Here is a 15405-nt window from a genome sequence, read left to right as displayed (position 1 = left end):
CGATGCGTGCGCGACCCGAGCTCAAGGGCCAATTGCTCGCGCGTGGCGGCTGGGATTATGCGCTGGTCGACAAGCTCGCGCCGCAGCCGGGCGACATCTCGCTCCACAAGACGCGCTATTCCGCTTTCTTCAATTCGCAGCTCGACCAGACGCTGCGGGCGCGCGGCATCCGCAACATCGTCTTCGTCGGCATCGCCTCCAACGTCTGCGTCGAAAGCACTTTGCGCGACGGCTTCCACCTCGAATATTTCGGCGTGATGCTGGAGGATGCGACCCACCATCTCGGCCCGGACTTCATTCAGCAGGCGACCGTCTATAACGTCGAGAAATTCTTCGGCTGGGTCTCCACCGTTGCCGATTTCTGCGGCAGCTTCGGTCAGATAGCGCAAGGAGAATAAGATGCCGTTCGAGGCGATCAATCCGCCCCAGTTCCCGACCCCGATCGCGCCTTATTCGGCCGGCGCCAAAGCGGGCAACACCGTCTATGTTTCCGGCGTGCTCGCCCTGGGCGAAGGCGGCGCGGTGCTGCATGCCGGCGATGCCGCGGCCCAGACGCGCCATGTGCTGGAGGTGATCAAGACCACGCTCGAGGCCGCCGGTGCGACGCTGGCGGACGTCGCGATGAACCACATCTTCCTCAAGGACCTGGCCGACTATGCCGCGTTCAATACGGTCTATGCGGAGTATTTCCCGGGCCAGAAGCCCGCGCGTTATTGCATCAGATGCGATCTGGTGAAGCCCGACTGCCTGGTCGAGATCGCCGCTGTGGCGCATATCGGTGCCTGAGGCCGCCGGTCTCCATTACGAATTGCAAGGGCCGGAGGACGGCGAGCCGCTTCTGCTCTCATCCGGTCTCGGCGGATCGGCGTCTTACTGGCAGCCCAATGTCGAGGCGTTCGCCGAACGCTTTCGCGTCATCCTCTACGATCACCGCGGCACCGGCCGCAGCGATCGCGCGCTACCGGACAAGGTCACGATCGAGGACATGGCCGCCGACGTGATCGGTCTGCTCGACGCGATCGGGATCGAGCGCGTCCATTTCGTCGGCCACGCGATCGGCGGGATGATCGGCATGGCGATGGCCCTCTCCAACCGCACGCGCATGCGGCGGCTGATGGTGATCAACGGCTGGGGCAAGCTCGAGCCGCATACCGGCCGCTGCTTCGACGCGCGGCTGCAATTGCTTCACGCGGGCGGGCCGGCGGCGTTTGCCGCGGCGCAGTCGATCTTCCTCTATCCGGCCGACTGGATCGCGATGCACGAGGCCGAGGTCGCGGAGCAGGTCCAGGCGACGATCAATCACTTTCCCGGCATCGGAACGATGGAGAAAAGGATCGCCGCCGCGCGCAGCTTCGATATCCTCGATCGGATCGGCGAGATCGTGCCGCCCTTGCTCGCGGTCTGCGCCAATGACGATGTGCTGGTGCCGTCGATCGCCTCGTCGCGGATCGTCGACCGGCTCTCGCCCTTCAACGGCGGCACCGAAGTGACGATGCGCTGGGGTGGTCATGCCTGCAACGTCACCGATCCCGACAGCTTCAATCCGTTCGCGCTCGCCTGGCTGGCGGGGCAACCGCTCATCGAGGAGTAGCCATCATGCAGGTCGGTGTGTTCGTCCCCATCAACAACAATGGCTGGCTGATCAGCGAGAATTCGCCGCAATATATGCCGAGCTTCGATCTCAATAAGGCGATCGCGCTCAAGGCCGAGCAATATGGCCTCGATTTCCTGCTCTCGATGATCAAGCTCCGGGGCTTCGGCGGCAAGACCGAATTCTGGGAATATGGCCTGGAAAGCTTCACCCTGATGGCGGGCCTCGCCGCCGTCACCGACAAGATCAAGATCTACGCGACCTGCCCGACGCTCGTCATTCCGCCCGCCTTCGCCGCGCGCATGTGCAACACGATCGATTCGATCAGCCATGGCCGGATGGGGCTCAATCTGATCACCGGCTGGCAGCGGCCCGAATATAGCCAGATGGGGCTGTGGCCGGGCGACGAGCATTTCCGCAACCGCTACGACATGCTCGGCGAGTACGCCCATATATTGCGCGAACTGTGGGCGACCGGCGTGTCCGACTATAAGGGCACCTATTATCAGATGGAGGATTGCCGCGTCCGGCCCGTGCCGACCGGCGACATGAAGATCATCTGCGCGGGTAGCTCAGACGCCGGCCTCGCTTTCTCCGCCACCTATGCCGATTACGCTTTCTGCCTCGGCAAGGGCGTCAACACGCCCAAGGCGTTCGCCTTCAATAACGAGCGGCTCGCGCTGGCGACGGCCAAGACCGGGCGCGACGTTTCGGTGTTCGTGCTGGTGATGGTGATCGCCGCCGAGACCGATGAGGAAGCGATGGAGAAGTGGATCCATTATCGCGAAGGCGTCGATCACGAAGCGGTCGCCTGGCTGGGCGAGCAGGGTGCGGCCGACAAGACCAGCACCACCACCAACGTCCGCCAGCTCGCCGACAAGGAAAGCGCGGTGAACCTTAATATGGGAACCCTGGTCGGATCCTATGCAAGCATCGCGCGCATGCTCGACGAGATGGCGGAAGTGCCCAATACCGGCGGCGTTTTGTTGACGTTCGATGACTTCCTGGAGGGTGTCGAAGCGTTCGGAACACGCATCCAACCGCTTATGAAGAGCCGACAGACAGGGATTTGACGCAAGACCGTCTCCGATTCGGACGATCCTGCAAACCTCCGAATCGGCGGAATTCAGCGATTTTTCCAACCGTATCGGTGGGGACACGTAGGAAAGGTTAAGAGTTTAGGGTCTTGTTAACCTTTAACCTTCATTACCGTGTCTGTAACCAAAGGCGTTCACGGTTGCGGGGGCTTTTCCGACCCGGACGCTTTCAGGAACAGGGGTTTAGGCCATGCGTGTGCTGCTTATCGAAGACGATCCCACGACCGCCCGCTCGATCGAGCTGATGCTCAATTCGGAGGGCTTTAACGTTTATACGACCGACCTCGGCGAGGAAGGTCTCGATCTCGGCAAGCTGTACGATTACGATCTGATCGCGCTCGACCTCAACCTGCCGGACATGACCGGCTATGACGTGCTCAAGAAGCTGCGCACGTCGCGGGTCCAGACTCCCGTCCTCATTCTTTCCGGCATCGCGGAGATGGACGCCAAGGTCCGCGCGCTCGGTTTCGGCGCCGACGATTATGTCACCAAGCCGTTCCACCGCGAGGAACTGATCGCCCGTATTCATGCGATCGTCCGTCGCTCGAAGGGCCACAGCCAGTCGGTCATCCGGACCGGCAAGCTCGCGGTCAATCTCGATGCGAAGACGGTCGAAGTCGACGGCAGCCGCGTCCATCTGACCGGCAAGGAATATGCGATGCTGGAGCTGCTCTCGCTCCGCAAGGGCACCACGCTCACCAAGGAAATGTTCCTCAACCACCTTTATGGCGGGATGGACGAGCCCGAGCTCAAGATCATCGACGTCTTCATCTGCAAGCTGCGCAAGAAGCTCAGCCTGGCATGCGGCGGCGAGAATTATATCGAGACCGTCTGGGGCCGCGGCTACGTGCTGCGCGAGCCGAACGAGGTTCCGATCGCCGAAGTCGCCTAAGCGTCTTCTCCTCCTCGAACACCTGGCCGCCGTCCCTGTCATGCAGGGGCGGCGGTTTATTTTTGCTGGTTGGGCAATCGGTGTGAGATTGCTACGTGGTTGCCATGCTCTCCGCATCACTTTCAGATCTATCGGTCGATTTTATAAAGGGCTTGGCGAGCTCCGGCGAACTGCGCGAAAGTTCCATGCTAGATTTCAAAAGGGACTATTCGCTCAGCACCGACGAACAGAAGCGCGAGTTCCTGGGTGATGTAACTGCGCTAGCCAATTCTCACGGAGGCGATGTCATCTTTGGCATTGAGGAGAGCAAGGGCATTGCCACTTCCGCACCGGGAATAAGCTTAGAAAATCCAGACTCCGAATTGCTTCGTGTTGAAGGCGTTTTGCAGACTGGTGCGGAACCTCGTGTGCCTAACGTCCAGCTTCGCTGGATTCCCGATGGGCCGCAGTCAGGCTTTCTCGTCGTAAGGGTGCCACGGAGTTGGAACGCGCCCCATCGCGTAAAACAGAATAACCGTTTTTTTGCGAGAAACAGCGCGGGCAAATATCCTATGGATGTAACAGAGCTCCGAGCTTCGTTCTTGGCCGCTGAGGGTATCATAGAGCGCATCAGACGTTTCCGGAAAGATCGGGTGGAGCTGATAACCGGCGACCAATCTCCGATCCCTATTGATACGACCGAGCCTAAAGTGATGCTTCATATATTGCCCCTCTCGGCATTCTTATCTCCCCTTGGGTTACAGCCCGAAGCTCAGGGTATTTGGCTCCAACCTTTGAATACTACGAGCGGATGGCATCAGCGATATACGCTCGAAGGCTATCTTACCTACGTCGACCTTGATGGCGCCGCCTATGACAACAGTTACGCGCTGTTGTTCCGCACAGGCGCCGTTGAGGCAGTCGGAAATATAGGCCGGCGCGCGACGGAGTCCGGCGATCTCGTCTTTTTAGGAGAAGCTGAGACAACTCTTTCTCAGAAATATATCGACTATCGAGATGCGCTTATGGCGCTTGGCGCCACTGGGCCGATCGTGGTTTTTGCTACGCTGATTAATATTGAAGGCACCAAGAATTACGTCCACGCTCCGTGGGAAATGCGTCGTACCGCCGTTGCACGACAGGGGACGGTGATGCTTCCGGAGGTGCTCGTTGAAAGCCCTTCGGCTAAAGCTTTTGACGATATTGGTTCGATCATCAATTCGATGTGGCAGGTTTACGGTTACCCTCGTTCCCCTCAGTGGGACGCGAACGGAAATCCCACTGCGCGATAGCCATCCCATAAGGTCCGATTAGCGGGAGCCTAATGTCTACCGTTGCTGGCTCTCTAATTTAGTCAATATCTGGCCGTGATCGCCCGCGCTTGATCGCGCCAGTGCGCGATTTGGTATCGACCCGCTTCGCCCTGGCGGCCTTGCTCGGCTTGGTCTTGATGCGGCGTTCGGGGCGGATGCGCGCCTCGGCGACCATGTCCGCCAGCCGGGTGCGCGCATCCGCCCGATTGGCTTCGCGCGTGCGGAAACGGCGCGCGGTGACGATGATGCCGCCGTCCAGCGTCCAGCGGCTGCCCGCGAGGATCTTCAGCCGCGCGAATGCGTCGGGCGGCAGGCGTAGCGCATAGACGTCGAGCCGCAACTGCACCGCGGTCGCGACCTTGTTGACGTTCTGCCCACCCGGCCCGGTTGCGGCGAGGAAGCGCTCTTCCAACGCCTCTTCGGGCAGGGGTGGGGGTGCTGGGCTCGGCATATGTCCTCTTCCGCCTCACGCTAATCGCCTGCAACGCTTTGGCAATTCCGATCGTTCTGCCCCCGATACACCTTCCTCTTGTGCATTGCAGCGAACCGCTGCACTCTCCGCTCAAGAGATCACGTTTTCCGGGAGCTCGATGCGCGACGCCTTTGATGAGGTTTGGGGGACCAGCGGGGATCGCACCGGCCGTCCCGGATTCACCGAACTGGCGGATTGGATCGCCAACACGCCGCCGGCGGAACTCGACCGCCGCCAGAAGGCCGCCGAGGCCGCTTTCCGTCAATTGGGCATCACCTTCGCGGTCTATGGCGAAGAGGAAAGCGCCGAGCGGATCATCCCGTTCGATATCGTCCCGCGCATCTTCACCCATACCGAATGGGCCAAGCTGAGCGAAGGCCTGGTTCAGCGGGTCGAGGCGATCAACGCCTTCCTCAACGACGTCTATGGCGCACAGAAGATTCTCGCCGACGGCGTGGTCCCGTCCGAGCTGGTTTTGGCCAATCCGCAGTTTCGCGGCTTTCTGCACGGACAGAAGCCGCCGCACGGCGTGTTTTCGCATATTTGCGGGATCGATCTGGTGCGGACCGGCGCCGACGACTTTTTCGTGTTGGAAGACAATGCCCGCACGCCCTCTGGCGTCAGCTACATGCTCGAAAATCGCGAGGCGATGCTGCGGCTGTGCCCGGAAATCTTCCATCGCTTTCCGGTCTGCCCGGTCGATCGCTACCCCGATCAATTGCGCGAGACGCTGCGCTCGGTCGCGCCGCGCAGCACCCGGTCCGAACCGGTGTGCGTGCTGCTGACGCCGGGCCACTTCAACTCGGCCTTCTACGAACACAGCTTCCTCGCCGATTCGATGGGGATCGAGCTGGTCGAGGCGGCCGATCTGGAGGTCGACGACGACATCGTCTGGATGCGCACGATCGACGGGCGCGTGCGGGTCGACGTCATCTACCGCCGGATCGATGACGATTATATCGATCCGCTCGTGTTCAGGCCGGATTCGCTGCTCGGCGTCCCCGGCCTGATCGCGGCCTATCGTGCGGGTAATGTCGCCCTGGTCAACGCGCCGGGCACCGGCATCGCCGACGACAAGGCGATTTACAGCTATATGCCCGAAATCGTGAAATATTATTCGGGCGGGGAAGCCAAGCTGCCCAATGTCGAGACCTATCGCTGCCGCGAGGCCGACGCGCTCCAATATGTGCTCGATAATCTCGAGCAGCTGGTGGTGAAGCTGGTCGACGGATCGGGCGGTTATGGCATGCTGGTCGGGCCGACCGCGACCCGCCAGCAGGTCGAGGATTTCCGCGCCGCCCTGATCGCCGAACCGCAGCGTTACATCGCGCAGCCCACCCTCGCGCTGTCGACCGTGCCGACGCTGACCGACAAGGGCGTCGCGCCGCGCCACGTCGATTTCCGCCCGTTCGTTCTGACCGGGGCGAAAGGCGTGCACATCGTGCCGGGCGGGCTCACCCGCGTCGCCTTGCTTGAAGGGTCGCTGGTGGTGAATTCCAGCCAGGGCGGTGGCACCAAGGACAGCCTGATCCTGTCCGACGTGCCCGGCCAATATCAGTCCCAGGGCCCGGATGGGCAGACGCAGCGGCAGAAATAGATGCTCAGCCGCACCGCAGCCCAGCTTTACTGGATCGGCCGCTACGTCGAGCGCGCCGAATTCACCGCGCGCCTGCTTGAGGCGACATTGCGGCTCGACGCGCTCTCCGCGCGGCCCGCGGGGCAGGTGGCGTGGGCAAGCGCCTTGCTGGTGACGGGCGCGGATTACGGTTTCGCCGAGACCAAGCAGCAAATCGTGCCGCAATCGGTCTCGTCCTTTCTGACGCTGTCGCCGTCCAATCCCAGTTCGATCCGTTCCTGCCTCGATTCGGCGCGTTCCAACGCCAAATCGGTGCGGACCGCGCTCACCCGCGACGCGTGGGAGGCGATCAACCGCGCCTGGCTGTCGCTGCGCGGGCTTGCCACCACCGGCAGCTATGAGGAGACGCTGGCGCTGACCGCGATGATCCGCGCCGAGACGCGCGGCTTCGAAGGCGCGCTGGCGCGGATGCTGCGCAACGAGGCATTCCATTTCATCGGTCTCGGCGCCGCGATCGAGCGGGCCGACAACACCGCCCGCCTGATCGACGTCAAATACCACCTGCTGCTGCCGGTCGGCGAAGAGGTGGGCGGCGTGATCGACCGCGATCAATGGACCACCATCCTCCATACCGTATCGGCCAACACCGCCTATCGCTGGCTCTATCATGACGAATTGAAGCCGTGGCTGGTCGCCGACATGCTGATCCTGCGCAGCGAGATGCCGCGCAGCCTCGCCGGCGCGACCGACGAAATCGTCCAGCATCTCGCTTATATCGGCAAGCGGCTCGGCCGGCAGGGCGAGGCGGACCGGCTCGCGCGGCGGCGCCAGACCACGCTCAGCCGCACCGCGATCGATTCGATCTTCGCGGAGGGCCTGCACGAATATCTCGAAGGCTTCGTGGTCGAGAATGCGCAGCTCGACAGCGCCATCGCCCAGCAATTCAAATTCGGCTGATGCTGGCCTAACCTGTCGCGATGCGCCTCCATGTCTCCCACCGCACCGAATACGGCTTCACCGAACCGCAGAAGCGGCTGGTGCAGCTGCTGCGGCTGACGCCCGGCAATCATGCCGGACAGAGTGTCGTGTCCTGGTCGATCGACGTCGATCGCGATGCGCGGCTCAAACCGGGCCGCGACGGCTACGGCAACGAGACGACGATGCTCTATGTCGACGGGCCGATCGATCGCATCGCCATCTCGGTCTCGGGCGAGGTGCTGACCGAGGATCGGGCCGGCATGATCGGTGCGACGGCCGAGCCGCTGCCGCCGCTCCACTTCCTCCAGCCGACCGCGCTGACGCATGCCGACGCGGCGCTGCACGCCCATGTCGCGGGATTGAAGCTGCCGACCGAGCCGCTCGCCGGCGCGCACACCCTGGCCGAGGCGATCCACGATCATCTCATCCTCGACGAACCGCATGAGAGCGGCGATCACCGCGCCGCGACCATCTTCGCCGAGCGCAAGGCGGACGCACAGGGCGCCGCGCACCTGCTGATCGCGGCGGCGCGATCAGCCGGCTATCCCGCGCGCTATGTCGCAGGCCATCTCTACCGGCCCTATGAGAGCGACGCGCACGCCGCGCACGGCTGGGTCGAAATGCATGTCGACGGCTATGGCTGGATCGGCTTCGATCCGCACGAAGGCCGTTGTCCCACCGAATCCTACGTCCGCGTCGCCACGGGTCTCGATCATGCCCAGGCCGCGCCGATCTCCGGCGCGCGCATCGGCGGCGGCGACGAGACGCTGAGTGTCGACGTCCAGGTCGGACCGGAGCCGCAATAGGGCGTCTTTGCGAGGCGCCGCACCGGCCCGCGCGCCCCCACCCGATCTCCCATAGAATATCCTGATGGGGAGGCCGGGTGGGGGTGCGGGCCGGTGCGGCACCGTTTCTGTGAAAGGGAAACCCAAAGCACGGCGCCGAAACAATAATACTTAATTCATCGCCAATCATGTTGAAGCGGGAATGGTTACAGGTTCGTGCGTCATTACGATCCACCAATCCGGTAGCCGGTGGAGTTTGCGTGTTTTTCTCAAAAGCCAAACAGGAACTGGATCCGCCGCCGGTGCAGGAGCGCCGCCGCAGCATACGCCACGCGACCGTGATGCAGATCGCCAAGATTCGGCTGGGCGCGTGCCGCGAGGAACTCTGCCTGCTGCGCGATGTCTCGCCGGAAGGGGTCAAGGCTGAAATCTATGTCACGGTCGATGTCGGCATGCCGATCGAGATCGAGTTGCGCACCGGCCATGTGATCGGCGGCCGCATCGCGTGGGCCGAAGACAAGATGATCGGCGTCGCCTTCGACGAGCCGATGCCGATGTCGGCGATGCTGGCGCACTGCTCGTTCGACGACCGGCTCGGCAAGCTCCGCCCGCCGCGTCTGGTGGTGAGCATGCATGCGATGCTCAAGGTCGGCCATCAGGAAAAGGCGGTCCGGATCGGCAACATCTCGCAAGCCGGCCTCCAGATCGACGCACCCGAACCCTTCCATGCCAATTCGGCCTGCACGATCGCGCTGCCGGGCCTCGCCCCGCGCGCCGCCACGATCCGCTGGTGTCGCGAGGGTCAGGCCGGGCTGATGCTGGCCCAATCGTTCGACTATGCCGAATTCGCGGCGTGGCGCGCGGTCGTCGCGGCCTGAAGGCCGAGTCCGCGTCGTCTGTGGCAAGGGCGGCACGGAATTTGAAACGCGGATGAAAGTCGGCGGATGCGGGCTGAGACGCACGCATAAACGCTAAATTTGTTTGGATGCTAAACCCCCGGGGACATTGCGGATTTTCGCGATGCACGATTTTGGGGGCGTCACATGCGTTCGTTTTTTCTGGCTGGCGGGCTTCTGGTCTCGTTAGGAGTTGCGATCACCCTGGCACAGCCGGCCCAGGCCGATCCCGTTCTCGATCGCGACACGACCAACAACGATTCGATCCGGCACGATTTTTTTGGCGAAGTGCCCGGGTGGTACGGGCCTCTCAACCAATCGGTCTTTACGACGGTCGTCGCCGGGACATCCGGGCTGCTGAGTGAGCTGGATCTCTGGCTTGCCCCTGACAGTACTTCCGACGCCGGGCAGCTCGAGTTGCTGGTCTTTGCCGGTGGGCGCCAGGACGGCGTCCCGGCCGGTGACTATACTGGTGCCGTCTACACGCAGATTTTCGATGTCGCCAACCTGCCCCCCACGCCTGACCTGGCAACCAAGTTTAATCTGTCGAGCGCAGGTTTCGTCGTCACGGCGGGCGAGACATTCAGCTTCCAACTGCGTGCCGTGGGTGAAGGGTTGCCCCTAGCCGCCGCGCTTGCAAACGACGACCAGACCTTCAGCTACGCCTCGACCTACATAGCCGGTGCTATCGGCTTCGGTTATGACGATGATAGGTTGAACCTCCCGATTCAGTTCCGCGACTATATCACCCCACCCGGATCCGGTCATGGCAACGACCAAAGCGGTCCGGCGCCTGAGCCGGCGACCTGGGCGATGATGCTCGGCGGCTTCGGGGCGGTCGGGGCCGCGATGCGGCGCCAGGCCGGGCGTCGGCAGCGCGCGTAGCGGCTGCCGTACGGGCTCGGGCGACCAGGGGAAGCCCGAGCCCCGCTGCGCGGAATTGGCGGCTCTTAAAGGTTCCTTGATCGGCGAAGTGCGATGACGGGTGGGGCGATCCTTCCATAAGGCGGGACGCACCCCTTTCCCCATCCGGCCCCCCTTGCTAGGGGCATCGCCAAGCACCGCATCGCAGCATAAGGAATCCCGCCATGACCGCCGTTGGCCAGGACACGCTCGGCACCCGTTCGACGCTCGACGTCGGTGGGCGCAAGCTTTCCTATTATTCGCTGGCCAAGGCGGCCGAGACGATCGGCGACATCTCCCGCCTACCGTTCAGCATGAAGGTGTTGCTCGAAAATCTGCTGCGGTTCGAGGACGGCGTCACCGTCACGATCGATGACCTCAAGGCGATGGTCCAGTGGCTGGCCGACCGCGGCTCGGAACGCGAGATCCAGTATCGTCCGGCGCGCGTGCTGATGCAGGATTTTACCGGCGTGCCGTGCGTGGTCGATCTGGCGGCGATGCGCGATGCGATCACCGGGCTCGGCGGCGATGCGCACAAGATCAATCCGCTCGTGCCGGTGCATCTGGTGATCGATCACTCGGTGATGGTCGACGAATTCGGTACGGCCAAGGCGGCCGAGCAGAATGTCGAGATCGAATATCAGCGCAACATAGAGCGTTACGAGTTCCTGCGCTGGGGCTCCAAGGCACTCGACAATTTCAAGGTGGTGCCGCCGGGTACGGGCATCTGCCATCAGGTGAACCTCGAGCATATCGCGCAGACGGTGTGGGTGTCGAAGGACGTCGACGGTAATGACGTCGCCTATCCCGACACCTGTGTCGGCACGGACAGTCACACTACCATGGTCAACGGCCTCGGCGTGCTCGGCTGGGGCGTGGGCGGGATCGAGGCGGAGGCTGCGATGCTCGGCCAGCCGGTGTCGATGCTGATCCCCGAAGTGGTCGGCTTCAAGCTCACCGGCACGCTCGCCGAGGGCATCACAGCGACCGATCTGGTGCTGACCGTCACCCAGATGCTGCGCCAGAAGGGCGTGGTCGGCCGCTTCGTCGAATTTTACGGTGCCGGGCTCGATGCGCTCAGTCTCGCCGATCGCGCGACCATCGCCAACATGGCGCCCGAATATGGCGCGACCTGCGGCTTCTTCCCGGTCGATACCGCGACGCTCAATTATCTGCGCCTCACCGGCCGCGACGACGATCAGATCGAGCTGGTCGAAGCCTATGCCAAGGCGCAAGGCATGTGGCGTGACCCGACTTTGCCCGATCCGGTGTTCACCGATACGCTCGCGCTCGACATGTCGTCGGTGCAGCCGAGCCTCGCCGGGCCGAAGCGTCCGCAGGACAAGGTGCTGCTCACCAACGTCGACGAGAATTTCAACAACGAGCTGGTGACCGGCTACAAGAAGACCGGCGACAGCGACGTGCGCGTCGATGTCGATGGCGAGGACTACAAGGTCGGCCATGGCGACGTCGTGATCGCCGCGATCACGAGCTGCACCAACACCTCCAACCCATCGGTGCTGGTTGCCGCCGGCCTGGTGGCGCGCAAGGCGCGCGCGCTCGGCCTCAAGCCCGCACCGTGGGTCAAGACCAGCCTCGCGCCTGGCAGCCAGGTGGTCACCGACTATCTCAACAAGGCGAAGCTCAGCGAGGATCTCGACGCGCTCGGCTTCAACCTGGTCGGCTATGGCTGCACCACCTGCATCGGCAATTCGGGTCCGCTGCCGCCGGCGATCAGCAAGGCGATCAACGAGCATGATCTGGTCGCGGCCTCGGTCCTGTCGGGCAACCGCAATTTCGAAGGCCGCGTGTCGCCCGACGTGCGCGCCAACTTTCTCGCCTCGCCGCCATTGGTGGTGGCCTATGCGCTCAAGGGCACCGTCCGCGAGGACATCACCACCACCCCGATCGGCCTGACCGAAGACGGCAAGCCGGTGATGCTCAAGGATATCTGGCCGACCAACCAGGAGATCAGCGATCTCATCTCCTCGGTGATCGACAGCGACATGTATCGCACCCGCTACGCCAACGTTTATGAAGGCGACCGCAAGTGGCGCGGCATCACGGTCGAGGGTTCGGATACCTACAGCTGGTCGGCCGGATCGACCTACGTGCAGAACCCGCCTTATTTCGAAGGCATGACGATGACCCCGGTCCCGGTCGAGGACATCGTCGACGCCCGTCCGCTCGCCATCCTCGGCGATTCGATCACGACCGATCACATCTCGCCGGCGGGTTCGATTAAGGTCGACAGCCCGGCAGGCCGCTACCTCAACGAGCATCAGGTCTCGAAGACCGACTTCAACAGCTACGGTGCGCGCCGCGGCAACCATCAGGTGATGATGCGCGGCACCTTCGCCAATATCCGCATCCGCAACGAGATGGTGGCGGGCGTCGAAGGCGGCATGACCCGCTATATCCCGACCGGCGAGACGCTGGCGATCTACGACGCCGCGCAGAAGTATACAGCGGACGGCACCCCGCTCGTGATCGTCGCGGGCAAGGAATATGGCACCGGATCGTCGCGCGACTGGGCGGCGAAGGGGACCGCTTTGCTGGGCGTGCGCGCGGTGATCGCGGAGAGCTTCGAGCGTATCCACCGCTCCAACCTGGTCGGTATGGGCGTATTGCCGCTGCAATTCCCCGAAGGCGTCGATCGCAAGTCGCTCGGCTTCGATGGCAGCGAGCTGTTTTCGATCGAGGCGGTGTCGGGCCTGCGTCCGCGCCAGATGGTGACGGTCAAGGTCAAGCGCGCCGACGGGCAGGAGACCAGCTTCGAAGCGCGCTGCCGTATCGATACGGTCAACGAGCTCGATTACTTCCTCAACGGCGGCATCCTGCCCTACGTCCTGCGCAAGCTCGCCGCCTGACGGTTACAGGCAGCGCCGACAAAAGGGGCTCGGTTCGAACTGAACCGGGCCCTTCTTTTTGCGCGTGAGGCAAATAAAAAGCCCGGGCGTCGCGCGTCGCGCCGCCCGGGCTTCTCCCCCATTGTAGCTCTTGAAATTAGGCGAACAGTTCTTCGGGCTTGCGGCGACGGAGCGCCGCGCCGAGCAGGCCGAAGCCCACCACGATCATGCCCCAGGTTGCCGGCTCGGGAACGCCGAGCTCGATATTGTCGTCGCCGCCGCGCGCGGTGATGTAGACCTGCGACTGGTTGCCGCCGCCGGGATTGAGCACGGACAGCGTCTGGCCCGGAATGGTCGGCAGCGTGTTGGCCGTCAGCAGGTTCAGCCAGCTATTAGCTTGCGCTGCAGCACTCAGGATCGTGGTGTCGCTGCCATAGGCACTGGCCGAGAAGGTCCCGCTCAGCACGTTCCACGAGGTGGACGGGGCTTCGTTCAGGATTTCCCACACGCCAAGCTGGGTCGCGGCCGACAGCAAGGTCTTGGTGAAGCCCGACGCGGCATTCACCTGGGCGTCGCCGTAGGTGATGAACTTGACGATCGCGGTCTGCTGGGCCGTGGTGAAGCTCAGCGACGACAGCGCCTGCTTGGTGAACACGCCCGGCGCGAGCCAGTCCGCCACATCGATGCAATAGACCGGCATTGACACGGCGTTGTTGGACGCGTCCACGCCGGTGAGCAGGATGCGGCCGACAGCGGCGCCCTCGCCGCCCTCGTTGCCCGCAAAATGGATCGTGCCGTTGATGCTGCCCGTGGCGGGATCGATATAGGTATAGCCGCCATTGGTGTTGATGAAGGTATCGATGTCGGTCGCCTGCGCCCCCGCGGCGATACCCGCCGCGCACAGGATGCCGGCCACAGCGACAGCCGAGCGTATCATACGATTACGCATTTCCAAGATTCCCCACACTCTTGCGGCTGACTGCCGCGTCCCCGGTCACATTTTTGTTTTTGGTCTGTTGACCGTCCGGGACCCGAGTCGCGAGGACTGTAGGGGCCAAACGCCTCTGCCTTAAGTTTGTGGATAACTTGCAGCGCGATGATTTGCAACGGCAATAAAGAGTTAACGCTATTCACGCATAGATAGTTTACATTTCCGCCTTCGGGGAAACCGCTTGTGCGAGCCAGTCGGGCACGATCGGCGATCCGGCTTCGACTGTTTTTGGCGCAATAATGATGCGCTCGACCGCGATTCGCTGCACTGCCAGGCCCAGATCGGCGTAATAGATATTGGTGCTTTCACCTGGATTTTCGGTGGCGCGCACCACGACCAGCCGGCGATTGACCTTCTGCCGCCAGTTCATGCGCGCCGTATTCTCCTGCCCGACATAACAACCTTTGGAAAAACTCACGCCGTTCAGTTCGGCGGCATTGGTTTCGAGCCACAAGGTCTTGTCCGATCCGAGTTCGGCGAGGCCTTCGGTCACGCCGAGGCCAAGGCGGTGCGTCAGCCAGCCGGTGGCCGGCGCGTCTGCGGGGCCAAGCCAACGAAAGCCAAGCGCGGCGAGCCGGGGATCGGCCACGCCGGTTCCGCCCTTGGCTGACCAATGCACGGCCAGCGCGGGATCGGCCGCGATCGCGATCGGACGGCGCAGGCGATACAGGCTCAGCCGCCGAATCAGCGCGTCCGCCTGCGCCGCCTCGCAATCGATCAGCAGATCGTCGCCATCCTCCCACACCAGGAAATCGAACAGCACCTTGCCCTGCGCGGTGAGAAGCCCTGCCCACACCGGCAGCGGGCCGCTGACGTCATTGGTGACGAGCCCCTGGAGGAAGCCGCGCACATCCTCCCCGGTCAGGCGGATTACGGCGCGGTCGGCAAGGGTGGTCGCGGTCATTTGAGCGAGGTAGGGATGCGGGCCCCAGATGCAACGGAGTCGCTTGTGGCCAGCTATGACCTTCTTTTGAAGAACGGCACGGTATGGACCCCGGGAGGGGCGGTTCAGGCTTCAGTCGGCGTGCGCGACGGCAAGATCGTCGCGATCGGCGAATCGGGTGATGCGGGCGAGACGATCGA

Annotated in this window: 15 protein-coding genes and 1 pseudogene; 13 read left to right on the top strand and 3 right to left on the bottom strand. The window is 63.1% G+C overall.

Annotated elements, in window-relative coordinates; genetic code table 11:
- The 6 genes from VK533_RS00740 to VK533_RS00715 form a co-directional block, all read left to right on the top strand.
- Positions 1-398 (top strand): isochorismatase family protein (locus VK533_RS00740; protein WP_324374038.1); only part of this gene is annotated, 398 nt, incomplete at its 5' end.
- A gap of 1 nt (position 399) precedes the next feature.
- Positions 400-786 carry a pyrimidine utilization protein C gene (gene rutC, locus VK533_RS00735; protein ID WP_324374036.1) on the top strand — a complete coding sequence of 129 codons (387 nt, stop codon included), beginning with the start codon at positions 400-402 and terminating at the stop codon, positions 784-786.
- Positions 779-1591, top strand: coding sequence for a pyrimidine utilization protein D (gene rutD, locus VK533_RS00730; protein ID WP_324374034.1), 813 nt, complete (start codon positions 779-781; stop codon positions 1589-1591). Before rutC ends, rutD begins: the two co-directional genes overlap by 8 nt.
- Positions 1592-1596: 5 nt before the next feature.
- Positions 1597-2664, top strand: coding sequence for a pyrimidine utilization protein A (gene rutA, locus VK533_RS00725; RefSeq protein ID WP_324374032.1), 1068 nt, complete (start codon positions 1597-1599; stop codon positions 2662-2664).
- Positions 2665-2878: 214 nt separating this feature from the next.
- Positions 2879-3580 (top strand): response regulator transcription factor CtrA, encoded by a 702-nt coding sequence (gene ctrA, locus VK533_RS00720; protein WP_324374030.1) that lies wholly within the window; start codon positions 2879-2881, stop codon positions 3578-3580.
- 104 nt (positions 3581-3684) lie between these two features.
- Positions 3685-4851 (top strand): ATP-binding protein, encoded by a 1167-nt coding sequence (locus tag VK533_RS00715; RefSeq protein ID WP_324374040.1) that lies wholly within the window; start codon positions 3685-3687, stop codon positions 4849-4851.
- A 58-nt stretch (positions 4852-4909) separates the two neighbouring features.
- Here VK533_RS00715 and arfB read toward each other — a convergent pair whose 3' ends face one another.
- On the bottom strand, positions 4910-5323 hold the full coding sequence (gene arfB / locus VK533_RS00710) for an alternative ribosome rescue aminoacyl-tRNA hydrolase ArfB (protein WP_324374028.1): 414 nt from the start codon (positions 5321-5323) through the stop codon (positions 4910-4912).
- 139 nt (positions 5324-5462) lie between these two features.
- Here arfB and VK533_RS00705 point away from each other — a divergent pair, with 139 nt between their 5' ends.
- The 6 genes from VK533_RS00705 to acnA all read left to right on the top strand — a co-directional run bounded on the left by VK533_RS00705 (position 5463) and on the right by acnA (position 13352).
- Positions 5463-6941, top strand: coding sequence for a circularly permuted type 2 ATP-grasp protein (locus VK533_RS00705; RefSeq protein ID WP_324374026.1), 1479 nt, complete (start codon positions 5463-5465; stop codon positions 6939-6941).
- Positions 6942-7877 (top strand): alpha-E domain-containing protein, encoded by a 936-nt coding sequence (locus VK533_RS00700; protein WP_324374024.1) that lies wholly within the window; start codon positions 6942-6944, stop codon positions 7875-7877.
- Positions 7878-7897: 20 nt separating this feature from the next.
- On the top strand, positions 7898-8704 hold the full coding sequence (locus tag VK533_RS00695; protein WP_324374022.1) for a transglutaminase family protein: 807 nt from the start codon (positions 7898-7900) through the stop codon (positions 8702-8704).
- Between the two features lie 239 nt (positions 8705-8943).
- Complete coding sequence (locus tag VK533_RS00690; RefSeq protein ID WP_324374020.1) at positions 8944-9561, top strand: PilZ domain-containing protein; 618 nt, start codon at positions 8944-8946, stop codon at positions 9559-9561.
- Between the two features lie 165 nt (positions 9562-9726).
- A complete protein-coding gene (locus VK533_RS00685) occupies positions 9727-10464 on the top strand; it encodes a PEPxxWA-CTERM sorting domain-containing protein (protein ID WP_324374018.1) in 738 nt (245 codons plus the stop codon).
- Positions 10465-10667: 203 nt separating this feature from the next.
- The gene (gene acnA, locus VK533_RS00680; RefSeq protein ID WP_324374016.1) at positions 10668-13352 is read left to right on the top strand and encodes an aconitate hydratase AcnA; all 2685 of its coding nucleotides are present in this window, start codon (positions 10668-10670) and stop codon (positions 13350-13352) included.
- 136 nt (positions 13353-13488) lie between these two features.
- Here the strand turns inward: acnA and VK533_RS00675 are convergent, their stop codons facing one another.
- A complete protein-coding gene (locus tag VK533_RS00675) occupies positions 13489-14268 on the bottom strand; it encodes a PEPxxWA-CTERM sorting domain-containing protein (RefSeq protein WP_324374014.1) in 780 nt (259 codons plus the stop codon).
- Between the two features lie 208 nt (positions 14269-14476).
- The gene (locus tag VK533_RS00670; protein ID WP_324374012.1) at positions 14477-15226 is read right to left on the bottom strand and encodes a folate-binding protein; all 750 of its coding nucleotides are present in this window, start codon (positions 15224-15226) and stop codon (positions 14477-14479) included.
- Between the two features lie 15 nt (positions 15227-15241).
- On the opposite strand from VK533_RS00670, the pseudogene VK533_RS00665 reads away from it, so the two are divergent.
- Positions 15242-15405: pseudogene (locus tag VK533_RS00665) on the top strand (hypothetical protein); the annotation flags it as partial.

The organism is Sphingomonas sp., from assembly GCF_035317925.1.
In the GTDB taxonomy this organism is placed as follows: Bacteria; Pseudomonadota; Alphaproteobacteria; order Sphingomonadales; family Sphingomonadaceae; genus Sphingomonas_I.
Note: the sequence above shows the minus strand (reverse complement) of the source record. Positions and strands in the feature narration are given on the sequence as shown.